Below are 24,329 nucleotides of genomic sequence, written 5' to 3' on the forward strand. Positions count from 1 at the left end.
TTCTTGTGCAACTTGATCAGCATGTCGGCCTCCGGCCCTTCCATGCTGCCACGACCTCAGCCAACACGGCCCGCCCCAGCAGCAACGGACGTCTACTTTTTAGAAGGTATTCGTCCGGGACCTGACAGCTAAGTACGAGGAGCATGTCGACGCTGGGGAGTGGCATCAGGCTGAAAACAGCCTGAGGGCGTACGTCGAGCAAGGTGTGAAGGCTGGTTGGCCGCTGGCAGCGTTAATGCGCACAGGCCTTCATCCAGAAATTGGCGATGTGCTGCAACGTCTTGCCAAAGAGGGCGTCGCCGGTGCCGCAGAGCGACTGCACGAGCTCAACACTCACGGTGGGTGGGACATCGGCGTGCTGGAGCGAGAAGAACATACAAGCTCCGATATGAAAGGGAAACCCTTCGACGGTGACGTTTCCACCTTCGAACCCGAGCAGTTGCAGGCCTTGCTCGATCGTCTATCGGGTGGTGGTTACGACGACGAAGCGGCGCTTCTGGCCTGGTATCGGTACTGGGAGAAGCAAGGCCAAGGAAAGCGGATTCTTGACGCGCTTGAGAAGCCGCTCCTAGCTGGCCGAGGGCGTAACCTGCTTCACCTTTCCACCCCTGCCTTTCACACCCGACGCAAGTTGAGCGGGTTGAAAGCTGCTTGGAAATACCTTGTTAGCGCGCAGATCAACAGCGGCGCATGGGTCGGCTACGTGGAGAGTGAAGAGAAAACGCTTGCCCGGCTCGACTTGGTAGTCCAGCACTACCCGAAGTCTTGCGATGATTTCGTGATCGAGACGGCCTATGCCATGTTCGGTGAACCAAAGCGACCGCGATTGGCACCGGGCGAGGCGATGGTGTATTTCTATGTCAAGCAGGGGCGGATTGACGCGGCAATTGCATTCGCGCAGGTCATGGTCGATTGCGTACGCGAAGACACCCGAACCCTTCCTTTGGCTGTGCCTCGCTGGAGAGCCGAGTTGGCTGCTCTTGATGCGCCGGAGGTTTGATGGACGATCTTCGAATTCTGATCGCTCGTCTTGGCTGGCCGACTCCAGCCAGTCGGTGGTGGAGCATTCAGGCGCTTGCTGCAAGACTGGGCGATCCCGCGACAACGACCGCGACTGAGGCAGCGCTGCTGAAACTGCTGCACTCGCGCAAGCTCGAAGCGGAAGTTGTTGAGGTGCTTTGCATTTTCTGGATGGCCGCGAGTACGCATGGCTACACACCAAGCGCTGAACTCCCAGCCCACACGCCAAAACCGTCACTGTTGTCTCATCTGTTCCTAGAGGCGCTCGGGTTCACTGCGCAGGCCACACATGCTGACTTTGAAGCGGCACCGCAGAACTTCGAAACACCCAGCGACTTCGATGGGGTTCAGGGAGGAGAGGTAGCCCGAGTCTTCAGGACTGCGCTGAACAGGCTGGAACTTCCAACCGGGCTCCCCCTGATTCGCCAGATGGCGTTCGAGTGGGCTCAGAATCGGATGGCCTACCCCGAAGCGCCCTTTCAAGGCGACCTCGGACACTTTGCGCGACCGCTGGGTGAGGGTTTCGTAGGCTCGTACTCTGCACGTGCCGCCCTTCGTGCAATCTCAGCTTACCTGCGCACGCTGGTTGTAGCGGAACGGTTGTGGGGGCTGCCGTCTGACGTCGCTCGCTACTTGGCGCTCAGAGCATTGCCTATTCATCCAACGCTGGCTGCGCTGAGACCATCACGTCCGGCATGGGTGCCGGTGCGAGAGGACTTCAGCGGGGATGCAGATGCAATCGAAGGCGTCCTGCGAGGTGTTGTCGATCGCGTCGCAGCCGAGCGGCCCGGTGATGAGCTGATCGCGCTCAGCACGCCCGTCGAGATGACTATGGGGCGCTGCGTGGAGGTGTCGCTGGTGCGCTGGCTGCGAATCGACGACAGCGAAGTAGCAGACGCGGATTTAGCTGCGTATCTCGATTTCTTCTGGCGCAACATGCCGACACCCCCAAGCAATCCAACCGCTCCGCTTGACAGGTCGACTTGGTTGGAAGCGCTGCCCATAGAACAACTGTTAGACGCTCCGTCTGGGTCCTTGCCTTTGGCCGGGTTGATGGACTTTGATCGCATGGGATACCTGCAATTGGATCTCTACCCATCCAGATTGTTTGTGCCGACGCTCCTGGGGACTGTTCGGACAGAAGTGCGCCCAGCGGGCACCATGCTCGAGGTTTGGGGGAATGAACAAGTGGTTGCGGATTACGTTCACTGGAATGCCGGCTGGGGGCCGGTAAGGCCAGGGCCATTGAGCGGGGTCTGCGGTGCTGCCTTGGTCTCTCGCGGAACTACATATCGCGAGTTCCCTGCCGCTGAAGGGCAGGTGATTCGTTCGTTCTTCCTTTGGCAAGTTCGTCTTCTTCACCGAAGCAACACGTACGACGCGTTTGACGAGACCCTGAAGAGCGGTGTTTTCTTTGTTTGACCAGCCGGCACTCCTGTGCTGGGCTCATGCGCCGGTGGCGGCTGCTCTGCAAAGCCGCGTTACTACTTCGGACTCGCAGCTTCGACGACCTTTATTTGCCACACTCCGTTTGCCGCCTCGCTACCAAGACCGTCGGCCGACTTGATTTGCTCCAGTCAACGATTTCCCCCTCACTCCACCGTCACCGACTTCGCCAGGTTCCGCGGCTTGTCCACATCCGTCCCCCGCGCACACGCCGTGTGATACGCCAGCAGCTGCAGCGGCACCACGTGCAGGATGGGGGAGAGGGCGCCGTAGTGTTCGGGCATGCGGATGACGTGCAGGCCTTCGGCGTTTTCGATGCGGGTGTCGGCGTCGGCGAACACGAAGAGTTCACCGCCTCGGGCGCGCACTTCTTGCAGGTTGCTTTTGAGCTTTTCCAGCAGGGCGTCGTTGGGGGCCACGGTCACCACGGGCATGGCGCTGGTCACCAGGGCCAGGGGGCCGTGTTTGAGTTCACCGGCCGGGTAGGCCTCGGCGTGGATGTAGCTGATTTCCTTGAGTTTGAGCGCACCTTCCAGGGCGATGGGGTAGTGCAGGCCGCGGCCCAGGAAGAGGGCGTTTTCTTTGCGGGCAAAGGCTTCGGCCCAGGCCACCACCTGGGGCTCCAGCGCCAGCACGGCTTGCAGGGCCACGGGCAGGTGGCGCATGGCTTTGAGGTGGACGGCCTCTTGCTCGGGCGTGGTGGTGCCGCGCACTTGGGCCAGGGCCAGGGTGAGCAGGAACAGGCCGGCCAGCTGGGTGGTGAAGGCCTTGGTGCTGGCCACGCCCACTTCCACGCCGGCGCGGGTGATGTAGGCCAGCTCGCACTCGCGCACCATGGCGCTGGTGGCCACGTTGCAGATGGTCAGGGTGTGCGGCATACCCAAGCTGCGGGCGTGCTTGAGCGCGGCCAGGGTGTCAGCCGTCTCACCGCTTTGGCTGATGGTGACGACCAGGGTGCGCGGGTCAGGCACGCTGTCGCGGTAGCGGTATTCGCTGGCAATTTCCACGCTGGTGGGGATGCGGGCGATGCTTTCCAGCCAGTATTTGGCGGTGGAGCCTGAGTAGTAGCTGGTGCCGCAGGCCAGGATCAGCACGCGGTCAATGGCTTTGAACACGCGGTAGGCGCCGTCGCCAAACAGCTCGGGGGTGATGCCTTCCACGCCTTCCAGGGTGTCGGCAATGGCGCGCGGCTGCTCGAAGATTTCCTTCTGCATGTAGTGGCGGTAGGGGCCCAGCTCGGCGGCGCCGGTGTGGGCGTGCACGATCTTCACGTCGCGCAGCACGGGGGCGAAGTTGTCGTCGGCCAGGCGCTCGGAGATCCAGTGCTTGCCCAGTTGCAGGTCCACCACGTCGCCTTCTTCGAGGTAGACGATGCGGTCGGTCACGCCGGCCAGGGCCATGGCGTCTGAGGCCAGGTAGCGGGCTTCGGGGTCCGCGTCATCCCCCAGGCCCAGCACCAGGGGCGAGCCGTAGCGGGCGCCCACCACGCGGTGCGGCTCGTCACGACAGAACACGGCGATGGCGTAGGCGCCGTGCAGGCGGGCCACGGCGCGTTGCACGGTGTCAAACAGGTCACCGTCATAGAGGTGGGCCACCAGGTGGGCGATGACCTCGGTGTCGGTCTGGCTCTCGAACACATAGCCCTTGGCCTGCAGTTCGGCGCGCAGCTCGTCGTGGTTCTCGATGATGCCGTTGTGCACCAGGGCGATCTTGCCGCCCGAGAAGTGCGGGTGGGCGTTGTGCACCACCGGCGCGCCGTGGGTGGCCCAGCGGGTGTGGGCAATGCCGGTGCCGCTGGCCACGCCGTCGGCGTCAATTTGCTGGCGCAGCTCGGCCACGCGGGCGGTGGAGCGGCTGCGGCGCAGGGCGCCGCCTTGGTGCACCGCCACGCCGCAGCTGTCATAACCCCGGTATTCCAGCCTTTGCAGGCCCTGCACCAGGATGGGGACGATGTTGCGGGTGCTGACGGCGCCGACGATGCCACACATGTTGCGGTTCTCCTGAAGATGCGCTCATCGTAGGCTGGAGAGAAAGACGTTTGCTTTCATATGAAGGCCTCATATGAAACAAATCACCCATCAAAATCAGATGGGAAATTTTTAGTCATCAAATACACATACAAGAAATATTCCATCCACAGCCGGCGCCTCGTCCCCTGGACTGGCTCTTGCACCCACCCCGCCTGCGCCCCGGCCTGGGGCGCCAGGGCTGGCGCGGCCGCCCTGTCTCACCCTGAATGGAGAACACACGCATGAGCCGGCTGGACGTGACCGAGAAGATCATCACCGCCAAGGTGTCCAAGGGCCTGAAGTGGGCCGATGTGGCCACGCAGGTGGGCCTGAGCAAAGAGTGGGTGACGGCCGCCTGCCTGGGGCAGATGACGCTGGATGCCCGGCAGGCCGCCATCGTGGGCGAGATTTTTGGGCTGAGCGCTGAGGATCAGAAGTGGCTGCAGGTGGTGCCCTACAAGGGCAGCCTGCCCACCGCCGTGCCCACCGATCCGTTGATCTACCGCTTTTATGAGCTGGTCAGCGTGTACGGCAGCACCTTCAAGGCGCTGATTCATGAGGAGTTTGGCGACGGCATCATGAGCGCCATCGACTTCAAGATGGACCTGCAGCGCGAGCCCGACCCCAAGGGCGACCGGGTGAGCATCACCATGAGCGGCAAGTTCCTGCCCTACAAGACGTATTGAGCGGCAAGGGGCTTTTCGCCCGGGGTCCCGCGTTGCGGCCGGCCTGCGCCGGCCGGGCTCGGCAGGAAATTTCATGCAAGATGCCTGCATGGAACTTCCCACCGGTGTTGATGTGGAACTGGACGCCATTGACTGGCGTCTGCTGGGCCTGTTGCAGGCCGACGCCAGCCTGACCAACCAGGCGCTGGCCGAGGCGGCACATGTCTCGCCCGCCACCGCGCTGCGCCGCGTCAAGCGCCTGCGCGAAGAAGGGGTGATCGAGCGCTTCACCACCCTGCTGGCGCCGGCCTTTGCCGGTCGTGGCCTGCAGGCGCTGTGCGAAGTGACGCTGGACCGCCAGGGCGCCGAGGCGCTGGATGCGTTTGAGGCCCGCGCGGTGGCCGAGGCGGCGGTGCAGCAGGTCTGGCGCGTCTCGCCCGGGCCCGACTTTGTGCTGGTGGTGTGGGCCGCCGACATGCCGGCCTACCTGGCGGTGACGCAGCGGTTGTTCACCCAAGATGCCAATGTGCGCAACGTCAAGAGCTTCTTTGCCTTGAAGCGCGCCAAGTTCAACCCCGCCGTGCCGGCGCCCTGAGAAGCCGGGAGTCCTGCCCATGTCCCACAGCCTGAACGGGCCGGCCCAGGCCGAGCTGGTGATCAAGAAGAGCCGTTTTATTGGCTGCGTGCGGCCGGTGGCCGACCGCGCCGAGGCGCAGGCGGTGGTGGCCGCCCTGCGGGCCGAGCACCCCGGCGCGGCCCATGTGTGCTGGGCGCTGCTGGCCGGCGGCCAGAGCGCGGCGGTGGACGACGGCGAGCCCGGTGGCACCGCCGGCCTGCCCATGCTCAACGTGCTGCGCCACCAGGACCTGGACGGCGTGCTGGCCACGGTGGTGCGCTACTTTGGCGGTGTGAAGCTGGGCGCGGGTGGCCTGGTGCGGGCCTACACCGACGCGGTGGCCACCGCCCTGCAGGGCGCCGTGCGGGTGCCGCGCCAGCGCCTGGTCACCCTGGGTTGCGAGGTGCCCTATGCCCTGGAGGGCTGGCTGCGCCGCCAGCTGGACACCCATGGCGCCACGCTGCAGGCGGTGGACCACGGGGCGCTGGTGCGGCTGCGCTTTGCCCTGCCCGAAGACGCGGCACCGGCCCTGCGCAGGGCGCTGGAGGACGGGGGCCGCGGCCAGCTGGGCTGGTGGCGGCCGGACTGAGCCCAGCCGCCGCCGCCGCGCGCGCCAAGGCTCAGGCTTGCGGCGCCACGTCCACCATGTGCCACCACTCCTGCCAGAACAGCGGCCGGCGGTAGCCGGTGACCTGGCGGTGTTGCAGGTCGGTCACCAGGGTGTGCAGGCGGGCGCGGTAGGGCATCCACACGGCCCCGTGGCGCCAGACCTCTCTGAAGACGGCGTCGCGCTGCGGTCCGTCGGGCAGGCCGCTCAGGCGCTGGTACAGGGCGGTGACCTCCGGATGGTCAAAACGCGCCAGGTTCTGGCCGCCTATCTGGGTGCCGTCATAGCGCTGCAGGGCGCCCTGGCTGTCGGGCGAGGCGGACAGGCCGCCCACGCCCCAGACCATGAAGCGGCCAGCCCGCGCGGCCTTGAGGTTCTCCTGGAAGCTGCCAAAGCGGAACTGGACCTGCACGCCCAGGGCGGTGAGGTCGCGCTGCCACAGTTCGGCCTGCTGGCGGGCGCGCTGCGTGGTCTCGGTGGTCCACTCCAGGCGCAGGGGGCTGCCGTCGGGGCGCTCGCGCCAGCCGTCGCCGTCGCGGTCCACAAAGCCGTGCAGGTCCAGCAGGGCCCGTGCGCGGGCGGGGTCGTGGTGGCTCATCTCGGAGCGGAACCGGGGGTCGTAGGCGCGGGTGTGGGGCGCCACGCTGGCCTGGGCCGGCACGGCCTGGCCGCGGTAGACGAGTTGGATCTCCCGGGCCACGTCCAGTCCCAGTGAGAGGGCGCGGCGCAGCGCCACCTGGGCGGTGTCCAGCCCGCCCACCACCGGGTCGGCCATGTTGAAGACGGTGACGGTGCAGTCGGCCCGCAGGTTGCGCTGGCCCTGCACGCCCTGGTGCGCCAGATGAGGCGCCAGGCGGCCATGGGGCATGGCCAGGGCCACGAAGTCGGCAGGCACGTTCTCGATGAGGTCATGCTGGCCGTTGAGAAAGGCCAGCCAGCGGGGCTGCGCCTCCTCGACGATGGCCACCTCGACCTCATCGACCAGGGGCAGCAGGCGGCCGCGCAGCCGGGCCAGTATGGCCTGGCCCTGGGCATCGTCCGGGGCGGGTTCGGCGTCGTAGCGTCGCTCGCGGTAGCCCGGGTTGCGCACCAGGCGGATGAGCGATCCCCGCCGCCACTGCGCCAGTTTGAAGGGGCCGGTGCCCACAGGATGGGCATCGATGGCCGGGCCGTAGTGGTCCACCACCTCACGGGCCACGGCGCCAAAGAGGTCGCTCTCGGCCAGGAACTCGATGAAACGCGGCCGGGGGGCCTGCAGGCGGAACTGCAAGGTATGGCGGTCCAGAGCCCGCAGGCCGGCCACCGGGGCGGCGTAGTCATAGGGCTGGCGGCGCTCGATCGCACGTTGGCGCTTGGCGGCCAGTCCCTCCAAGCCATAGCTGTCCACAAAACTCCAGACCGGGCTCTTGAGGGCGGGGTCAGCGAAGCGTTCGAGGGCGTACACATAGTCGGCGGCCACCAGCTCGCGCCGGCGTCCGCCAAAGGCCGGGTCATCGGCAAAGAAGATGCCCGGACGCAACTGCACCGTCCACACCCGGTAGTCGTCGGTGTGCTCGGGCAGGGCCGCGGCGGTGAGGGGCTTGACGCGGGCCGGCCGGGCCAGGTGGTCGTAGGTGTAGAGCGCCTCAAAAATGTGGGCGGTCAGGGTGCGGGAGTACAGGTCGCTGAGCTTGACGGGGTCCAGGCTGGTCTCGGCAGCCGGAAAGGCATAGCGCAGCACCCGGCGCCCGGCGACCTCGGGCGGCGCGGAGGCTGCGCCGGCCGCCGGTGACGGCAGCAGACCGCCGACCGCGACGCCCGCGGCCAAGCTGCCTGCCTGGGCCACCAGGTGCCGCCGGGCGGGGTCCTCAGGGCGGGTTCGGTGCGGCATGGGGGGCACGACGGCTTATCGCGCCACGCCCGCGCGGGCCTGCGCCTCGGGGTCCACGTCCACGTAGCGCCAGTTCTCGCGCAGGAAGGGGTGGCGGCGGTAGCCGATCACCCAGGGGTGCATCAGGTCGTTGATCATGCGGTGGCCCACCACCTTGTAGGGCATGTAGGCCACGCCCAGCTTCTTCATCTGCAGGATCACCGCCTCGCGCTGCGGCCCGTCGGGCAGCGAGGACTGCTGGCGGTAGAGCCGGTTGTACTCGGGCAAGTCAAAGCGCGCATGGTTGGCCTGACCCTTGTTGGGCCCGTACATCAGGTCCAGAAAGTAGGCGCCGTCCGGGGTGGCCGCACTCCAGGACACGCTCCACATCATGAGCTTGCCCGCGCGCGAGGCCTTGAGCTGCTCGGGCCACTTGGCGATGCGGAACGTCGCCTGCAGGCCCAGGGCGTCAAAGGCCTTTTTCCACAGCTCCTGCTGCTGCCGCGAGATCTGGTCCGTCTGCGACGAGAACTCGATGTGCAGCGGGCCGCCGTCGGGCCGCTCGCGCCAGCCGTCGCCGTCGCGGTCGGCAAAGCCATAGAGGTCCAGCAGGGCCAGGGCGCGGGGCAGGTCCTGCTGGCTCATCTCGGTGCGCAGGCCGGCCTGGAAGCCCGAGACCCCCGGCGGCACGATGGACTGGGCCGGCAGCATCTGGCCCTTGCGCATTTGCTGCCGCTCGGCTTGGGCGTCATAGGCCAAGGCAATGGCTCGGCGCAGGGCCACCTGGGCCGGGCCGTAGCCGCCCACCACCGGGTTCTCCATGCCGAAGTAGGCGTAGGTGATGTCCACGCCCGCCACACGTTCAAGCTGCACGCCCTTTTTCTGGAGGTGCGGTGCCAGCTGGCCATGAGGCAGGATGGGGGGCGAGAGCTCGGGCGGCAGGCGGTCCAGCAGGTCGTGCTCGGCATTGAGAAAGCCCAACAGCCGGGGCTGGGACTCCTCGACGATGCTCACCTCGACCCGGTCCAGCAGGGGCAGGCGCCGGCCCCGCAGCCGCTGGGCGATGGCCTGCGAGACGGGGTCGTCCGCCGGCGGCTCGGCGTCAAAGCGCTCTTCTCGGAAGCCGGGGTTGCGTGCCAGCACGATGCGCGAGGAGCGCCGCCACTGCGCCAACAAGAAGGGGCCGGTGCCCACCGGGTGGGCCATGATCTCGTCGCCGTAGTGCTCCACCACCTCGCGGGCCACCGCGCCCAGCATGGCGCCATCGGCAAAGTAGTAGTGGATGCGGGGTGCGGGCTCGGCCAGGCGCAGCTGGAAGGTGTAGCGGTCCAGCACGCGCAGCCCCTCCACCGGGGCGTCGTAGTCAAAGGGTCGCTGGCCCTGGATCGCCTGCTGGCGCAGCTCAGACAGGCCCAGGATGCGGCTGCCCTCCAGCAGGCCCAAGGTGGGGCTCTTCCAGCGCGGGTCGTACAGGCGCTTGATGCTGTAGACGTAGTCCTCGGCCACCAGCTCGCGGCGCCGACCGCCAAAGGCCGGGTCGTCGGCAAAGTAGATGCCCGGGCGCAGGCGGAAGGTCCAGGTGCGGAAGTCGGCCGAGGCCTCGGGCAGGGCTGCGGCGGTCTGGGGACGCAGGCGCGCGGGACGGGCCAGGTAGTCGTAGGTGAGCGGTGCCTCGAAGATGTGCGCGGCGATGGTGCGCGAGTACAGGTCAGAGATCTGCGCCGGGTCAAAACCGGTTTCGGCGGTGGGAAAGGCGTAACGCAGCACCCGGGGAGCGGGCGCAGCCGCTGAGGGGGCCGAGGCGGCGACAGGCGCAGCGGTGGACGGCGCGGTGGCCGCGCTGGCGCCCGGCAGAGCGGACAGCACCAGGCAGGCGGCCCCGCAGACCACCCGGGCCAGCGCGCTGGCGCGCCCCGCGGGCCGGCGGATAAGGGGGGGAAGCAACGGAAAGACCAGCATGGCAAAGACGGTGCGACAGGACGGCAGCGGCCGCCAGCAAGCATAGAGGCCGCCGACGATAGTCCATGCGGGCCCTCACCGCGCCCGTGGTCATCCCGCTCCACCCGCCAACGGCCCGGCCCCTACACTGCGGCGCACCCGCCGGGGCGCGCCCCGGCCTTCCTGCACTCCTGAACCAAGGTCTCTCCATGGCGGCCTATTTACTGCGGCGCCTGTGGCAGATGGTCCCCACCCTGCTGGGGGTCGTGCTGCTGGTGTTCGCGCTCTTCAAGTTCTTTGGCGGCGACCCGGCCGAGATCATGGGCGGCCTCAACGCCACCCCGGCGCAGATCGAGGCCATCCGCGACCAGCTCGGCCTGAACGAGCCCTGGTGGGTGCAGCTGGGCATCTTTCTGCAGCAGATCGCCACCTTCGACTGGGGCCGCAGCTGGGCCACGCAGGAGCCGGTGAGCCAGCTCTTTGCCAGCCGCCTGCCCGCCACCCTGACGGTCATGGCCCCCATCCTGCTGCTGGACACGCTGCTGGCCATTCCCATCGCCCTGGGCGTGGCCTATGTGCGCGGCTCGCTCACCGACCGGGTGCTGATGGTGGTGACCACCGTGGCGCTGTCCATCTCCTTCCTGGTCTATGTGATCGTGGGCCAGTACCTGTTCGGCTTCCAGCTGGGCTGGTTCCCGGTGCAGGGCTGGAGCGACTCCACCTGGACCAACTTGACCACCTATGTGCCGTTGCCGGCGCTGCTGGCGGTGCTGGTGGGGGTGTCGCCCCAGACCCGGCTCTACCGCAGCTTCTTCCTGGACGAGCTGGGGCAGGACTATGTGCGCACCGCCCGCGCCAAGGGCCTGCCCGAGGGCCGGGTGCTGTTTGGCCATGTGCTGCGCAACGCCATGATCCCCATCCTGACCAATGTGGCGCTGGCCCTGCCGGGCATCTTCGTGGGCTCCTTCCTGATCGAGGTGTTCTTCTCCATCCCCGGCCTGGGCCGCGAGGTGCTGCTGGCGGTCAACCGCAGTGACTACCCGGTCATCCAGGCGGTCACCATCTACCTGGCGCTGCTGACCATGCTGATCAACCTGGCCACGGACCTGCTCTACAAGGCGGTGGACCCGCGCGTGGTGCTGCGCTGAGGAGGACCCCGCGATGTATCCCCTGACCACGCATGACGCCACGCCCGCCCCGCCGCCGGCCGCACGCCCGCAGGGGGTGTGGCAGGCGGCCTGGCGACGCTTCCGCACCGACCGGGTGGGCCTGGCCAGCCTGGGGGTGGTGCTGGCCTTTTTGGCCCTGATCGCCCTGTCGGCGGCCGGCCTGGTGGCCGGGGACTGGCAGCGCGAGGTGGGCGTGCCCCATGCCGCCCCCACCCTGGTCGGGCCACTGCCGCCCGAACCCACGGCGGCGCTGGCCTCGCCGGACGGCCCTCCGGTGGACCTGAGCGACCTGGACCCGCTGGCCCCGCGTTATGCCGAGATCGCCGAGCGGGCCAAGGCCTATGCCACCCAGACGAGCCCACGCGCCCAGACCCTGCCGCTGGGCGGCGACCGCCTGGGCCGCGACGTGCTGGCCAAGGCCATCCAGGGCACGCAGGTCTCGGTCTTCGTGGGCGTGCTGGCGGCGCTGCTGGCCACCGCCGTGGGCACCACGCTGGGCGCACTGGCGGGCTTCTTCGGCCGCTGGGTGGACGACCTGCTGGAGTGGCTTTACAACGTGTTCACGGCCATCCCCGACATCCTGCTGATCTTCGCCTTTGCCGCCGTGCTGGGCCGCGGCCTGGACACGGTGGTGCTGATCCTGGGCCTGGTGGGCTGGACGGGGCTGTACCGCCAGGTGCGCGCGGAGTTCATGAAGCACCGCAGCCGCGAGTACGTGCGGGCGGCCGAGGCCATCGGGGCCAGCGCGGGGGCGCGCATGTTCCGCCACATCCTGCCCAACGTCAGCCACGTCATCCTGGTGCGCATGAGCCTGCTGGTGGTGGGCTTCATCAAGGCCGAGGTGATCCTGTCCTACCTGGGCCTGGGCGTGCCGGTGGACCAGGTGAGCTGGGGCACCATGCTGGCCGAGGCCCAGGGCGAGCTGATCCTGGGTTACTGGTGGCAGCTGGCCGCGGCCACCGCCTTCATGGCGGTGTTCGTCACCGCCTTCTCCCTCATGGCCGACGCCTGGCGCGACGCCCTGGACCCCAAGCTGCAGGGAGCCTGACCCATGACCCCTCCTCTTTCTGAGGCCCCGCTGCTGCAGGTGCAGGACCTGCAGGTGCGTTTTCGTCTGGGCCGCCGGACCGAGGCCCCCGTCTGGGCCCCGGCCGTGGGCCGCCACGGCCAGGGCGTGTCCTTCGACGTGCCGGCCCACCGCACGGTGGCCCTGGTGGGCGAGAGCGGCTCGGGCAAGAGCGTGACCGCCATGGCGGTGGTGGGCCTGCTGCCCGACAACGCCGACTGCCAGGGGCAGGTGCGCTGGCAGGGCCAGCCCCTGCTGGGCGCCCCGGCGGCCACGCTGCGGGCCCTGCGCGGCCGGCAGATCGCCTGCGTGTTCCAGGACCCCATGTCCTCCCTCAACCCGGTGCACACCATCGGCCAACAGCTGGCCGAGCCCCTGCGCCTGCACCTGGGCCTGTCGGCACGCCAGGCCACCGAGCGGGCCGAGCATTGGCTGGAAGAGGTCGGCCTGCCCGAGCCCCGACAGCGCCTGCGGGCCTATCCGCACGAGCTCTCGGGCGGCCAGCAGCAGCGGGTGATGATCGCCATGGGCCTGGCCTGCGAGCCCCGGCTGCTGATCGCCGACGAGCCCACCACGGCGCTGGACGTGACCATCCAGCGCCAGATCCTGGAACTGCTGGCCCGCCTGAAGGACAAGCTGGGCCTGTCGCTGCTGTTCATCAGCCACGACCTGGCGCTGGTGGGCGAGATCGCCGACGAGGTGGTGGTGATGCGCCATGGCCAGGTGCGGGAGCAGGGGCCGGTGGACCGGATCTTCAGCGCCCCGCAAGACCCCTACACCCGCGCCCTGCTGGCCTGCCGGCCCAGCCTGCAAGGCCAGCCGCTGCGGCTGCCGGTGATTGACGAGCACATGGCGCGCGAAACCGCCGTGGCCACCGCCATCACCGCCCCGCCTCCTGCGCCGCAGCGCCCCCGCGACCCCGAAGCCCCCGTGGTGCTGGAGGTGCGCGGCCTGACCAAGCACTTCCCCCTGCGCGAAGGCCTGTTCGGACGGCGGGCCTACCCGGCCTTGAAGGGGGTGAGCTTCCGCCTGCGTCGCGGGCAGACCCTGGGCATCGTGGGCGAAAGCGGCTCAGGCAAGAGCACCCTGGGCCTGACCCTGCTGCGTCTGCACGAGCCCACCGGCGGCGAGGTGTGGTTTGGCGGGCGCGAGCTGCTGCGCCTGCCCGACGCCGAGCGGCAGGCCATGCGCCGCCGCCTGCAGATCGTCTTCCAGAACCCCTACGCCAGCCTCAACCCGCGCTTTGCCATCGGCCAGACCCTGATGGAGCCGCTGCGTATCCACCGCCTGGGCGGCAGCGAGGCCGAGCGCGAGGCGCGGGCCGTAGCCCTGCTGCGCCGGGTGGGGCTGGACGCCTCGGCCCTGGGCAAGTACCCGCATGAGTTCTCCGGCGGCCAGCGCCAGCGCATCGCCATCGCCCGCTGCCTGACCCTGGAGCCCGAGGTGCTGGTGCTGGACGAGGCGGTGAGCGCACTGGACGTGAGCGTGCAGGCCCAGGTGCTGAACCTGCTGCGCGACCTGCAAGACGAGCTCGGCCTGTCCTACCTGTTCATCAGCCACGACCTGGCGGTGGTGCGCTTCATCAGCGACGAGGTGCTGGTGATGCACCAGGGTGAGGCGGTGGAGCAGGCCAGCGCCGAGGACATCCTGCTGCGGCCGCAGCAGGACTACACCCGCCGCCTCATCGGCGCGGTGCCGCGGGGCTGGACACCGCGGGGCTGAGGCGGCCCGGCGCCTCAGCGCAGGTAGGCGTCGTAGCCGGTCTTGAGGATGAGCGCGCTGACCACCACGATGAACACCCACCGCACAAAGCCCGCGCCATGGCGCAGCGCCAAGCGCGTGCCCAGCAGGCTGCCCAGCACATTGGTCACCGCCATCACCGCGGCCACCTGCCACCAGATGTGCCCGCGGCTGGCCAGCAGGGCCAGCGCCGCCAGGTTGGTGGCCAGATTGACCAACTTGGCCGAGGCCGAGGCATTGAGGAAGTCATAGCCCAGCAGCCGCACGAACAGGAACACCAGGAAGCTGCCCGTGCCCGGCCCGAAGAAGCCGTCGTAAAAGCCGATCACCCCGCCCACGCCACCAGCCACCAGCGCCTCGCGCCGGCCGGCAAAGCGCGGCGCATGGTGCTGACCCAGCTCCTTCTTGGCCAGGGTGTAGGCCAGGATGGCCAGCAGCACCACCGGCAGGGCTTTGCGCAGCCCCTCCGGGCTGACCAGGGTGAGCACCCAGGCCCCGGCAAAACTGCCCACGCCGGCGGCGGCCACCGCCGGCGCCACGGCCCCCCAACGCAGTTCCACCCGCCGCGCATACTGGCGGGCCGCCCAGGCCGTGCCCCACACCGCCGCCCCCTTGTTGCTGCCCGCCAGGGTGGCCGGGTGGGTGGTGGGAAAGGTGGCGAACAGGGCCGGCAGCAGCACCAGCCCGCCGCCGCCCACGATGGCATCGACGAAGCCAGCCAGGCCGGAGGCCACGGCCACGATCAGGAGTTCAAGCATGCGCGGGAAAACATCCAGGGGGAGGGGCGGCCACCTTCTGGATGGGGCAGCACCTCCACCGACGCGGGCATCGGGAAGCGGCCCCCTGAGGCGCCTGACCGCGGGCCCGTCGGACCCCAGAAGATGAAAAGGGCGCCAGCGGTTGGCTGGCGCCCTTTCATTGTCACATCACCGGTCGGGGCCGCCCGGGTAGGGCGGGGAGCCCGACGGTTGGGCTGTCTTGAGTTTTGTTTCTAGGCCCGGCTTGTCTCCTCGGCCTCCTTCAGCTGTGGGTCCCGCAGGCCCGGCGCTGAAAGTGCGCGAACTTTAAGGTCGTGTTCAGGCCTGTTGCATTGGTGACAACCCTGCCCAATGTCGGTGCATCGTGACCTCGTAGACAGTCAGGCCTGGACATCCGCGGCCTGACGGATCCAGGCCGCGGCCCGCTCGGCAATCATCAGCGTGGGCGCATTGGTGTTGCCGCTGGTGATGGTGGGCATGACGCTGGCGTCGGCCACGCGCAACCCGGCCACGCCGCGCACCCGCAGGCGGCTGTCCACCACGGCGGCCGGATCGTCGTCGCGGCCCATGGCGCAGGTGCCCACCGGATGGAAGATGGTGGTGCCAATGTCGCCGGCCAGGCGCGCCAGGTCCTCGTCGCGCTGCCACTGCACGCCGGGCTTGACCTCCTCGGGCCGGTAGCGTGCCAGCGCGGGCTGCGCGGCGATGCGCCGGGTCAGGCGCAGCGAGTCCGCCGCCACCCGGCGGTCAGCCTCGGTGCTCAGGTAGTTGGCCAGGATGGACGGCGCATCGTCCACCGAGGGGCCGGTGAGGTGGATGCGCCCGCGCGAGCTGGGATTGAGGTTGCAGACGCTGGCGGTGAAGGCGTTGAAGGGATGCAACGGCTCGCCGAAGGCGTCCAGCGACAAGGGCTGCACGTGGTACTGCACATTGGGCCAGGCGTGCTCGGGCGAGCTGCGGGTGAAGGCGCCCAGCTGCGAGGGTGCCATGCTCATGGGCCCGCTGCGCCGAAACAGGTACTCCAGGCCGATGGCGGCCTTGCCCCACCAGTGGGCCGCCCGGGTGTTGAGCGTGCGCACGCCCTGCACCTTGAACACCGCGCGGATCTGCAGGTGGTCCTGCAGGTTGCCGCCGATGGCTGGCTGGTCCAGCAGCACCGGCAGGCCCAGACCCTGCAACAGCCCGCCCGGTCCCAGCCCCGAGCGCTGCAGGATGGCTGGCGTGCCCACCGCCCCGGCGGCCATGACCACCTCGGCCGTGGCCCGGGCCCGCACCGGCGCCCCGCCCTGCTCCGGCAGGATCTCCACACCTGTCGCCCGCAGGCCGCCGTCGGCGCCGCGGGTCATCAGCAGGCGCTGCACCTTGGCACCGGTCCAGACCTGCAGGTTGGGCCGACCCACCACCGGCCGCAGAAAGGCCTTGCTGGCGTTCCAGCGCACACCACGGCGCTGGTTGACCTCGAAATAGCCCACCCCTTCGTTGCTGCCGCGGTTGAAGTCCTCGGTGGCAGGAATGCCGGCCTCCTGGGCCGCGGCGGCAAAGGCATCCAGGATCTCCCAGGACAGCCGCTGGCGTTCCACCCGCCACTCGCCGCCGGCCCGCTGACCGCTGGGGTCAAAGCCCGGCGCGGCGTGCAGCGCATCGCCCCCCCGCCAGTGGTCCTCATGGGCCTTGAAGAAGGGCAGGCAGTGCTCCCAGCGCCAGTTGGCGTCGCCGCAATGCTGTGCCCACTGGTCGTAGTCACGGCTCTGGCCCCGCATGTAGATCATGCCGTTGATGCTGGAGCAGCCGCCCAGCACCCGGCCCCGGGGGTAGCGCAGGCGCCGGCCATTGAGGCCGGGGTCTGCATCGGTCTGGTACAGCCAGTCGGTGCGGGGATTGCCGATGCAGTGCAGGTAGCCCACCGGAATGTGGATCCAGTGGTAATCGTCATGCCCGCCAGCCTCGATGAGCAGCACGCGGAAATCAGGATGGGCCGAGAGGCGGTTGGCCAGCAGGCAGCCGGCGGTGCCGGCGCCCACGACGATGTGGGTGTAGGTCGGAAGGTCGGCCTGGGCGGTGGCGCTCACGGAATGCGGTCTCCTGGCGGGGCGTTCGGGGTGGGGAGCTGGCGGCACTGTAGGCCGCCCCCGGCGCGGTGTGCACACTTTGCACGCTCTTCTGATTTCAGGCATCCTGAAATCCCATGAGTCCTGATTTGAGGCAGCTGCAGGCGCTGGTGGCCGTGGCCCGTCACGGCACCCTGGGCCGTGCCGCCGACGCCCTGCACGCCAGCCCCTCGGCCCTGTCCATGCAGCTGGCCGCCCTGCAGCAGCGCCTGGGTCTGGCGCTGCTGCGCCGCACCGGGCGCGGCCTGGCCCTCACCGCCGAGGGCGAACAGCTTCTGCCGGCCGCCCGCGAAGCGGTGGCCGCCATGGCGCGCCTGACCCAGCTGGCTGACCATTGCGCCACCCAGGCCCGGGCCGACGGCATGGCCGCGGCGGACGCGCCAGCACCCACACCCGTGGTGCTGGGCACCATCCTCGATCCCGCGGCGCTGCGCCTGGGCGAGTTCCTGCGCGCGGCGCGCCAACGGGGCCCGCACTGGCATCCGGAGCTGCGCCACGGTGTGTCCGGTTGGGTGCTGCAGGAGCTGGCGCGCGGCCGGCTGGACCTGGGCTTCTGCCTGGGGCAGCCCGACGCCGACCGTTTCCTGACCCTGCGCCTGGCGCCGGTGCGCTACGTGGTGGTGGCCCCGCGCGGCTGGCAGGCCCGGCTGCAGGGCCGCAGCTGGGCCGAACTGGCCGCCCTGCCCTGGATCGACACCCCGCGCGAATCGGTGCACCACCAGCTGCTGCAGCCCCTGCTGCAGCGCGTGAAGGGACGGCGCCACACGGTGGCCCGGGTCGACCAGGAGGCCTCGATGATCGACCTGGTGCGCGCCGGCTTCGGCCTGAGCCTGGCGCGCGAAGCGGTGGCGCTGCGCGAGGCCGACCAGTCCGGCTTGGCGGTCTCGCGCGCCCATGCGCTGGACACCGCCTTGTGGCTGGTGGCGCGGCGCGACAGCCCGGACCCGGTCACCCGCGACGCGCTGTTCGAGGTGGCCGCTGCCGTCTGGGGCCCCACACCCGGCCCCTGACAGGTGGGGCCTGCGCCGGGCTCAGGAGACGGCGTGCGCCGCCAGGATGGGGAAGAGCTTGACCAGCCCATCGGCCAGCAGCTCCACCGCCATGGCCGCCAGGATCAGGCCCATGAGCCGGGTCATCACGTTGATGCCCGTCTGGCCCAGCACCTTGGCGATGCGCCCTGAGGCCGAGAAAGCCACGAAGGTGGCCAGGGCGATCACCACCCCGTATCCCACCAGCACCGCATGCTCCCAGAAGGTACGGGTCTTCTCGGCATAGATCACCATGGTGGAGATGGTGGCCGGCCCGGTGAGCAGCGGCACCGTCAAGGGCACCACGGCGATGGAGGAGCCCGCGTCGGCCTTGGCCTGGCCCTGGTCCACGTCGTCCTGGCGGGTTTCGGCTGGCTGGGCGTTGAGCATGTTCAATGAGCTCACCAGCAGCAGCATGCCGCCCCCCACCTGGAAGGAGGCGATGGAGATGCCGAAGAACTCGATGATCTTGAGCCCGGCCAAGCCGCTGATGGCAATGACGGCGAAAGCGGTCAGGGCGCTCACCCGGATGGTGTGTCGCCGCTGCGCCGGCGTGAAGGCCTGGGTGAAGTGGATGAAGAAGGGCACCACGCCGATCGGGTTGACGATGGCCAGCAGCGCGATCAGGGGCTTGAGGAGGTCCATGGGCGATTCTGGCGCGTGGCGGCGCCTGGCGCGAGGGCACAACTGGCACCGTTCCAGTGCAAACTGCCGCCAAGTCCCTGATTCACAGCAGAAAAACGACAAGTTCTTGGCACGGGCTTTGTGATTCCAGAAAAAAAAAGCCCATAATGTCTTGGAGCATGTCTTGCATGCTCTGGTATTGCTGTGTATGGACGCGGCACCTTTGCTTGATGGGTTCACGCTGGGTTGAAGCTCCACATAGTCTTTTGGTGAATGAAATCAGGAGCTTCCCCCATGGGAAACAAGCTTTACGTCGGCAACCTGTCCTACAGCGTGCGTGACGACTCCCTCCATCAAGCCTTCTCCGAGTTTGGCGCCGTCACGTCGGCCAAGGTGATGATGGACCGTGAAACCGGCCGCTCCAAGGGCTTTGGTTTCGTTGAGATGGGCTCGGACGCCGAAGCCCAGGCCGCCATCGAAGGCATGAACGGCCAGCAACTGGAAGGCCGCGCCATCGTCGTCAACGAGGCCCGTCCGCGCGAGGAGCGTCCGGGTGGCTTTGGCGGCGGCAACCGTGGCGGCTTCGGCGGCGGTGGCGGCGGCGGCTACGGTGGTGGCGGTTACGGCGGCGGCGGTGGTGGCTATGGCGGCGGTGGCCGCAGCCCCTACGGCGGCGGTGGCCGCAGCCCCTACGGCGGCGGTGGCCGCGGTGGCTTTGGTGGCGGCCGTGGCGCTGAAGGCGGCGGCAGCACCGAAAGCAGCGGCTACGGTGGCGGCGGCTTCTCCGGCGGCGGCGCGCCTGCCGGCGGCAGCGGTGACAGCTACGGTGGCCGTGGCAACTACGGCAACAACAACAACCGTGGCGGCCGCAGCGACTTCGGCGGTAACCGTGGCGGTGACGACGGTGGCTACCGTGGTGGCCGTGGCGGCCGCGACGACGGCGGCTACGGCGGTGGCCGTGGCGGCCGCGGCGGTGACGACGGCTACGGCGGCGGTGGCCGCGGCGGCTACTGATCCTGCCCATCCGGCCGGCACGGCCGGATGCCATGCGGATCACCGATCCTGACACGGGGCGCCTTGGGGCGCCCCGTTCGCTTTGGGGCCCGCGCCGATGCCGGCGGCCCGCCTCAGCGTGCCGGTCGCCCCGCGTCAGCGGGCGGGGGCGGCGGTCTCCGGCATCAGCACCACACGCGCTGGCCCCTTAAGCGTCAGCCGTTGGGCCAGGCCGTCGTACTCCAGGGCCTGCGCACGGAACTCGCTGCGCCCCTGACGGGCCAGGATGGGCTGGTCGCCGCTGAGCCGCTGCACGCGGCTGTCGTAGCGGAAATGCTCCCCCTGGAAGAACACGGGCTCGGCGCCGGCCAAGGCGCTGCTGAGGTGGGCCCCACCCCGCAGCTCCACCACCTCCGCGCCCTTGCCCACCCAACCCTGGCGGGCCGAAGCCAGGGTGCGCCGGCCATCGGCGCCACGGTGGTCCAGCCGCAGCACGTCCACCTCCAAGGTGTCGCCCACCGGCCGGTGGCGCAGCTGCTCGCCACGGATCTCGGCGACAAAGGCTCCGTCAGGGGCATAACGCCAGAGGGTGAAGGACTCCAGCGCATAGTCCGGCTCGGTCGCGTCCGGGGTAGGCGCGGCCAGGCGCTCCTGCTTGGGGGCCACGCGCACCGCCCACCAACTGCCCGCAGCCAGCACGGCCATCAACAGCAAGGGCAGTGACGCCCCCCAAAGCTCGCGCAGCAGGCTGGGCCAGCGCCGCGCAGCGGCGCCCAGACGGCCCGCACCGCGCTCGTCGGGGGCGGGCGGCGGCAGAGGGGCGGCGGCGGGTTCGGCCACGGGCGGCGGTCTCAGCGGCCGTCCAGCGTCGCCAGCTGCCCGCGCAGCAGCGGGGCATAGCGCCCGGCCGCCACCAGCAGCAGGTCGCAGAACTCGCGGGCGGCGCCCTCGCCGCCGCGCTGCCGGGTGATGTGGTGCACCCGGGCCAGCACTTCGGCATGGGCATTGGGCGGCGCACAGGCCAGTCCGGCACGCGTCAGCAGGGGCAGGTCAGGCCAGTCATCGCCCATGGCGGCCACCTCGGGCCAGTCCACGCCCAGCTGGGCCAACAGCGGGGTGGCGGCGGCGAGCTTGTCGCCCACGCCGTAGACGGCATGCGCCAGGCCCAGGTCGGCCACACGCCGACGCACCGCCGGCGAGTCACGGCCGGTGATGATCACCGGGGTGATGCCGCACTGCTGCAGCGACTTCAGGCCGTGGCCGTCCAGCACCGAGAAGCCCTTGAGCGTCTCGCCCTCCGCGCCGATGAACAGGCGGCCATCGGTGAGCACGCCGTCCACGTCGAACAGGGCGGCTTTCATGCCGGCGCCGGTGCCCTGGGCGCGCAACAGCAGCTCGGGGGCGAAGTTCAGGACCGGCTGGGTCAAGTCGACAGGTCGCATCTCAGATCACCTTGGCGCGCATCAGGTCGTTGGTGTTGAGTGCGCCGGCCAGGCGCCCCTCGGCATCCACCGCCAGCACGCTGGTGATGCGGTGCTGCTCCATCATCTCGGCCGCATCCACCGCCAGGGCGTCGGCGCGAATCAGCTTGGGGTGCGGGTTCATCACCTCACCGGCCCGCAGGGCGCGCAGGTCGGCCCCGGTCTCGATCAGGCGCCGCAGGTCGCCGTCGGTGAAGATGCCGGCGGGCCGCTGGTCCTGCAGCACGACGGCAAAGCCCAGGCCCTTGCCGCTCATGACATGCATCATGTCCAAGAAACCGGTGTCGGGCGTGATGCAGGGCAGGGCCTCACCAGTGCGCATCAGGTCACGCACATGCATCAGCAACTTGCGGCCCAGGGCCCCCCCCGGATGGGAGCGGGCGAAGTCGTGCTCACGGAAGCCCCGGGCGTCCAGCAAGGCCACGGCCAAGGCGTCGCCCAGGGCGATCTGGGCCGTGGTGCTGGCAGTGGGGGCCAGGTTGAGCGGGCAGGCCTCCTGGGTGATATGGGTCAGCAGCACGACATCGGCATGACGGGCCAGGGTGGACTCGGCGCGGCTGGTCATGCCGATGAGCACGATGCCCAGCCGGCGCATGGCCGGCAGGATGGCGTTGATCTCATCACTCTCACCGGAGTTGGACAGGGCCAACACCACATCGGCCTCAGTCACCATGCCCAGGTCGCCGTGGGCGGCTTCACCCGGGTGGACAAAGAAGGCCGGCGTGCCAGTGGAGGCCAGGGTGGCGGCGATCTTGCGGCCCACATGGCCGCTCTTGCCCATGCCCATGACGATGACCCGCCCGCGGGCCACCAGGATGGCCTGCACCGCCGCGATGAACGAGGCGTCGAGCTGGTCACGCAGGTGGGCCAAGGCCTCGGCCTCGATGCGCAGGGTTTCGCGCGCCAATCGCAGGGCGCGTTCGGAATCGAAGTCGGTGGAGAAGTTCAAGGCAGGCACCTGGTCCAGAATCGGGGTGAATTCTAGGTGGCCGCCCCTGCGGCGGCCGCATTCCCTCGCCCGCAGGCCCCTCCCCCGCCCATGGTCAGCACGCTCGAAGTCGTCCTCTTGTATCTGGTGGCCGCGGTGGCCGGGGTGGTGGCATGCCGCAGCCTGAAGCTGCCCCCCATGCTGGGCTATCTGGTGGTGGGCGTGGTCATCGGGCCCAACGCGCTGGCCCTGGCCAAGGATTCCGCGGGCGTGAAGTACCTGGCCGAGTTCGGCGTGGTCTTCCTGATGTTCGTCATCGGGTTGGAGTTCAACTTGCCCAAGCTGCGCAGCATGCGCACCCTGGTGTTTGGCCTGGGCCTGAGCCAGGTGGCGCTGACCACGCTGGGGGCCATGGCCGGCAATGCGCTGCTGACGCTGCTGTTCAGTTTCACGGCCCGCCCCTGGGAGCTGGGTTGGGGCGGCGCGCTGGTGCTGGGCAGCGCCATGGCCATGTCCTCCACCGCCATCGTGGTCAAGCTGCTGGCCGAGCGGCTGGAGCTGGAGAGCGAGCACGGCAAGCGGGTCATCGGCGTGCTGCTGTTCCAGGATCTGGCGGTGGTGCCGCTGCTGGTGCTCATCCCGGCGCTGGGCTCCAGCCCGGCCGATCTGGCCTGGGCACTGGCACTGGCGGTGGTCAAGGCGACGGTGCTGCTCACGGTGCTGCTGGTGGGCGGACAGCGCCTGATGCGTTGGTGGCTGACGCTGGTGGTCAAGCGCAAGAGCGATGAGCTGTTCGTGCTCAACCTGCTGCTCATCACCCTGGGCTTGTCCTGGATCACCGAGCACGCGGGCCTGAGCATGGCCCTGGGTGCCTTCGTGGCGGGCATGCTGGTGGCCGAAACCGAGTTCAAGCATCAGGTGGAAACCGACATCCGGCCCTTCCACGATGTGCTGCTGGGCCTGTTCTTCATCACCATCGGCATGAAGCTGGACTGGCGGCCCGTGTGGGACCAATGGTTCCTGGTGCTGCTGCTCACCACCGTCCCCCTGATGGCCAAGGCGGCGCTGGTGGCGGGGCTGGCCTGGGCCTTTCGCGCCGCACCGGGGGTGGCGCTGCGCACCGGCCTGTACCTGGCCCAGGCAGGCGAGTTCGGCTTCGTGCTGCTCACGCTGGGGGCCGAGCAGCACCTCATCGCGGCCCACTGGCTCAGCCCGGTGCTGGCGTCCATGGTGATCTCGATGCTGGCCACGCCCTTCGTGATCCAGCATGCCAACGCCGTGGTCATGCGGCTGGCGGCCAGCGACTGGCTGATGCAGTCGGTGCAGCTGACCACCATCGCCAAGAAGTCCATCCGCACCGAGGCCCACATCATCATCTGCGGCTACGGCCGCAGCGGCCAGAACCTGGCGCGCCTGCTCACCCAGGAGAGCATTCCTTACATGGCCCTGGACCTGGACCCGGACCGGGTACGCCAGGCCGCCGCCGCCGGCCAGAGCGTGGTCTTTGGTGACGCCGCCCGCCTGCAGAGCCTGATGGCCGCCGGCCTGGCCCGGGCCAGTGCGGTGGTGGTGAGCTACCACGACACCCCGTCGGCTCTGCGCATCCTGCAGCTGGTGCGCGAGCACGCCCCACAGGTGCCGGTGGTGGTGCGCACCCTGGACGACACCGACCTGGAGAAGCTGCGTGCTGCTGGCGCCACCGAGGTGGTGCCCGAGGCGGTGGAGGGCTCGCTGATGCTGGCCAGCCACGCCCTGGCCCTGGTGGGCGTGCCCATGCGCCGGGTCATCCGCATCACCCGGGACGCCCGGGATGCCCGCTACGGCCTGCTGCGCGGCTACTTCCACGGTGCCGACGACGACACCGCCGACGAGCGGGCGCAAGAGCGCCTGCGCTCGGTCACCCTGCCTCCGGGTGCGGCATGTGTGGGCCGCACCCTGGCCGACCAAGCCCTGCACGGCATGGGCGTCAACGTGGTGTCGGTGCGCCGGGCCGACGGACGGGTGGTCAGCCCCAGCGAAGCCCTGCAGCTCACCGGGGGCGACACCCTGGTGCTGGCCGGCCTTCCCGAGACCCTGGCCCTGGCCGAGGCCCGCCTGCTGACAGGCTGAGCGCGCGCGGCCGGGCGGCGGCGCAGGAAAGCCCGGATGCCCACGCGGGCATGGGCGGGTCATGCTGCAAGCCGTGACGCATGTCACGACCATGGCGCGTCCTGGTGGGCACCTCCGGCATGGTCCAGTGGCCTGCCCCAGCACCGCCAGCCCTTGCCGCCCCTTTCAGACAGGA

The 24,329-nt window shown here is 69.3% G+C and carries 19 protein-coding genes and 1 pseudogene; 11 read left to right on the plus strand and 9 right to left on the minus strand.

Features of this window, described 5'->3' with window-relative positions; all coding sequences use genetic code 11:
- Positions 1-268: 268 nt before the first annotated feature.
- On the plus strand, positions 269-1,000 hold the full coding sequence (locus G3A44_RS11905) for a hypothetical protein (RefSeq protein ID WP_203561387.1): 732 nt from the start codon (positions 269-271) through the stop codon (positions 998-1,000).
- Positions 1,000-2,442 (plus strand): multidrug DMT transporter permease, encoded by a 1,443-nt coding sequence (locus G3A44_RS11910; protein ID WP_163457747.1) that lies wholly within the window; start codon positions 1,000-1,002, stop codon positions 2,440-2,442. Before G3A44_RS11905 ends, G3A44_RS11910 begins: the two co-directional genes overlap by 1 nt.
- Before the next feature lie 170 nt (positions 2,443-2,612).
- On the opposite strand, the gene glmS is transcribed toward G3A44_RS11910, so the two are convergent.
- Positions 2,613-4,454 carry a glutamine--fructose-6-phosphate transaminase (isomerizing) gene (gene glmS, locus G3A44_RS11915; protein ID WP_163457748.1) on the minus strand — a complete coding sequence of 614 codons (1,842 nt, stop codon included), beginning with the start codon at positions 4,452-4,454 and terminating at the stop codon, positions 2,613-2,615.
- Between the two features lie 248 nt (positions 4,455-4,702).
- Here glmS and cynS point away from each other — a divergent pair, with 248 nt between their 5' ends.
- The 3 genes from cynS to G3A44_RS11930 all read left to right on the plus strand — a co-directional run bounded on the left by cynS (position 4,703) and on the right by G3A44_RS11930 (position 6,345).
- The gene (gene cynS / locus G3A44_RS11920) at positions 4,703-5,161 is read left to right on the plus strand and encodes a cyanase (protein WP_259373002.1); all 459 of its coding nucleotides are present in this window, start codon (positions 4,703-4,705) and stop codon (positions 5,159-5,161) included.
- Between the two features lie 73 nt (positions 5,162-5,234).
- The gene (locus G3A44_RS11925) at positions 5,235-5,735 is read left to right on the plus strand and encodes an Lrp/AsnC family transcriptional regulator (RefSeq protein WP_239061838.1); all 501 of its coding nucleotides are present in this window, start codon (positions 5,235-5,237) and stop codon (positions 5,733-5,735) included.
- Positions 5,736-5,754: 19 nt separating this feature from the next.
- Positions 5,755-6,345, plus strand: a complete 591-nt coding sequence (locus G3A44_RS11930; protein WP_163457750.1) for an IMPACT family protein — start codon at positions 5,755-5,757, stop codon at positions 6,343-6,345.
- A gap of 31 nt (positions 6,346-6,376) precedes the next feature.
- On the opposite strand, the gene G3A44_RS11935 is transcribed toward G3A44_RS11930, so the two are convergent.
- Entirely contained in the window at positions 6,377-8,233 is a 1,857-nt protein-coding gene (locus G3A44_RS11935; RefSeq protein WP_163457751.1) for an ABC transporter substrate-binding protein, read from the minus strand.
- Positions 8,234-8,248: 15 nt separating this feature from the next.
- Complete coding sequence (locus G3A44_RS11940) at positions 8,249-10,156, minus strand: ABC transporter substrate-binding protein (RefSeq protein ID WP_239061839.1); 1,908 nt, start codon at positions 10,154-10,156, stop codon at positions 8,249-8,251.
- A 203-nt stretch (positions 10,157-10,359) separates the two neighbouring features.
- Between G3A44_RS11940 and G3A44_RS11945 the strand changes: the two genes are divergently transcribed.
- Genes G3A44_RS11945 through G3A44_RS11955 form a run of 3 tightly spaced genes read left to right on the plus strand, consistent with a single transcriptional unit; the run spans position 10,360 to position 14,107 of the window.
- Positions 10,360-11,298 (plus strand): ABC transporter permease, encoded by a 939-nt coding sequence (locus tag G3A44_RS11945; protein WP_163457753.1) that lies wholly within the window; start codon positions 10,360-10,362, stop codon positions 11,296-11,298.
- A gap of 13 nt (positions 11,299-11,311) precedes the next feature.
- Positions 11,312-12,367: an ABC transporter permease gene (locus G3A44_RS11950; RefSeq protein ID WP_163457754.1), complete on the plus strand. Its 1,056-nt coding sequence runs from the start codon at positions 11,312-11,314 to the stop codon at positions 12,365-12,367.
- A 3-nt stretch (positions 12,368-12,370) separates the two neighbouring features.
- Complete coding sequence (locus G3A44_RS11955; RefSeq protein ID WP_163457755.1) at positions 12,371-14,107, plus strand: ABC transporter ATP-binding protein; 1,737 nt, start codon at positions 12,371-12,373, stop codon at positions 14,105-14,107.
- A gap of 14 nt (positions 14,108-14,121) precedes the next feature.
- Here G3A44_RS11955 and G3A44_RS11960 read toward each other — a convergent pair whose 3' ends face one another.
- Positions 14,122-14,883 carry a sulfite exporter TauE/SafE family protein gene (locus G3A44_RS11960; protein WP_163457756.1) on the minus strand — a complete coding sequence of 254 codons (762 nt, stop codon included), beginning with the start codon at positions 14,881-14,883 and terminating at the stop codon, positions 14,122-14,124.
- Between the two features lie 380 nt (positions 14,884-15,263).
- On the minus strand, positions 15,264-16,952 hold the full coding sequence (locus G3A44_RS11965) for a GMC family oxidoreductase (RefSeq protein WP_310734365.1): 1,689 nt from the start codon (positions 16,950-16,952) through the stop codon (positions 15,264-15,266).
- A 116-nt stretch (positions 16,953-17,068) separates the two neighbouring features.
- Here G3A44_RS11965 and G3A44_RS11970 point away from each other — a divergent pair, with 116 nt between their 5' ends.
- Positions 17,069-18,001, plus strand: coding sequence for a LysR family transcriptional regulator (locus tag G3A44_RS11970; RefSeq protein ID WP_163457758.1), 933 nt, complete (start codon positions 17,069-17,071; stop codon positions 17,999-18,001).
- A 21-nt stretch (positions 18,002-18,022) separates the two neighbouring features.
- Here G3A44_RS11970 and G3A44_RS11975 read toward each other — a convergent pair whose 3' ends face one another.
- Positions 18,023-18,664 (minus strand): MarC family protein, encoded by a 642-nt coding sequence (locus G3A44_RS11975; protein ID WP_163457759.1) that lies wholly within the window; start codon positions 18,662-18,664, stop codon positions 18,023-18,025.
- Positions 18,665-18,937: 273 nt separating this feature from the next.
- Here G3A44_RS11975 and rbp point away from each other — a divergent pair.
- A pseudogene (rbp, locus tag G3A44_RS23945) lies at positions 18,938-19,492 on the plus strand (RNA-binding regulator); the annotation flags it as partial.
- Positions 19,493-19,792: 300 nt separating this feature from the next.
- Here rbp and lptC read toward each other — a convergent pair.
- The 3 genes from lptC to G3A44_RS11995 are packed head-to-tail and all read right to left on the minus strand — an operon-like array spanning position 19,793 to position 22,066.
- The gene (gene lptC / locus G3A44_RS11985) at positions 19,793-20,476 is read right to left on the minus strand and encodes an LPS export ABC transporter periplasmic protein LptC (RefSeq protein WP_163457761.1); all 684 of its coding nucleotides are present in this window, start codon (positions 20,474-20,476) and stop codon (positions 19,793-19,795) included.
- 11 nt (positions 20,477-20,487) lie between these two features.
- On the minus strand, positions 20,488-21,078 hold the full coding sequence (locus tag G3A44_RS11990) for a KdsC family phosphatase (protein WP_163457762.1): 591 nt from the start codon (positions 21,076-21,078) through the stop codon (positions 20,488-20,490).
- Between the two features lies 1 nt (position 21,079).
- Positions 21,080-22,066, minus strand: coding sequence for a KpsF/GutQ family sugar-phosphate isomerase (locus tag G3A44_RS11995; RefSeq protein WP_239061840.1), 987 nt, complete (start codon positions 22,064-22,066; stop codon positions 21,080-21,082).
- A 90-nt stretch (positions 22,067-22,156) separates the two neighbouring features.
- Between G3A44_RS11995 and G3A44_RS12000 the strand changes: the two genes are divergently transcribed.
- On the plus strand, positions 22,157-24,154 hold the full coding sequence (locus tag G3A44_RS12000) for a monovalent cation:proton antiporter family protein (RefSeq protein ID WP_163457763.1): 1,998 nt from the start codon (positions 22,157-22,159) through the stop codon (positions 24,152-24,154).
- Positions 24,155-24,329: the final 175 nt, after the last annotated feature.

The sequence above is a fragment of the Ideonella livida genome, assembly GCF_010499455.1.
Lineage (GTDB): Bacteria > Pseudomonadota > Gammaproteobacteria > Burkholderiales > Burkholderiaceae_C > Ideonella > Ideonella livida.

Bases quoted from the DNA above. Each gene is read 5' to 3' on its own strand.
- G3A44_RS11990 (WP_163457762.1), bottom strand. From the start codon at position 21,078: ATGCGACCTGTCGACTTGACCCAGCCGGTCCTGAACTTCGCCCCCGAG.
- G3A44_RS11970 (WP_163457758.1), top strand. From the start codon at position 17,069: ATGAGTCCTGATTTGAGGCAGCTGCAGGCGCTGGTGGCCGTGGCCCGT.
- G3A44_RS11975 (WP_163457759.1), bottom strand. From the start codon at position 18,664: ATGGACCTCCTCAAGCCCCTGATCGCGCTGCTGGCCATCGTCAACCCG.
- G3A44_RS11910 (WP_163457747.1), top strand. From the start codon at position 1,000: ATGGACGATCTTCGAATTCTGATCGCTCGTCTTGGCTGGCCGACTCCA.
- G3A44_RS12000 (WP_163457763.1), top strand. From the start codon at position 22,157: ATGGTCAGCACGCTCGAAGTCGTCCTCTTGTATCTGGTGGCCGCGGTG.
- G3A44_RS11950 (WP_163457754.1), top strand. From the start codon at position 11,312: ATGTATCCCCTGACCACGCATGACGCCACGCCCGCCCCGCCGCCGGCC.
- glmS (WP_163457748.1), bottom strand. From the start codon at position 4,454: ATGTGTGGCATCGTCGGCGCCGTCAGCACCCGCAACATCGTCCCCATC.
- G3A44_RS11930 (WP_163457750.1), top strand. From the start codon at position 5,755: ATGTCCCACAGCCTGAACGGGCCGGCCCAGGCCGAGCTGGTGATCAAG.
- G3A44_RS11935 (WP_163457751.1), bottom strand. From the start codon at position 8,233: ATGCCGCACCGAACCCGCCCTGAGGACCCCGCCCGGCGGCACCTGGTG.
- G3A44_RS11960 (WP_163457756.1), bottom strand. From the start codon at position 14,883: ATGCTTGAACTCCTGATCGTGGCCGTGGCCTCCGGCCTGGCTGGCTTC.
- G3A44_RS11945 (WP_163457753.1), top strand. From the start codon at position 10,360: ATGGCGGCCTATTTACTGCGGCGCCTGTGGCAGATGGTCCCCACCCTG.
- G3A44_RS11955 (WP_163457755.1), top strand. From the start codon at position 12,371: ATGACCCCTCCTCTTTCTGAGGCCCCGCTGCTGCAGGTGCAGGACCTG.
- G3A44_RS11925 (WP_239061838.1), top strand. From the start codon at position 5,235: ATGCAAGATGCCTGCATGGAACTTCCCACCGGTGTTGATGTGGAACTG.
- cynS (WP_259373002.1), top strand. From the start codon at position 4,703: ATGGAGAACACACGCATGAGCCGGCTGGACGTGACCGAGAAGATCATC.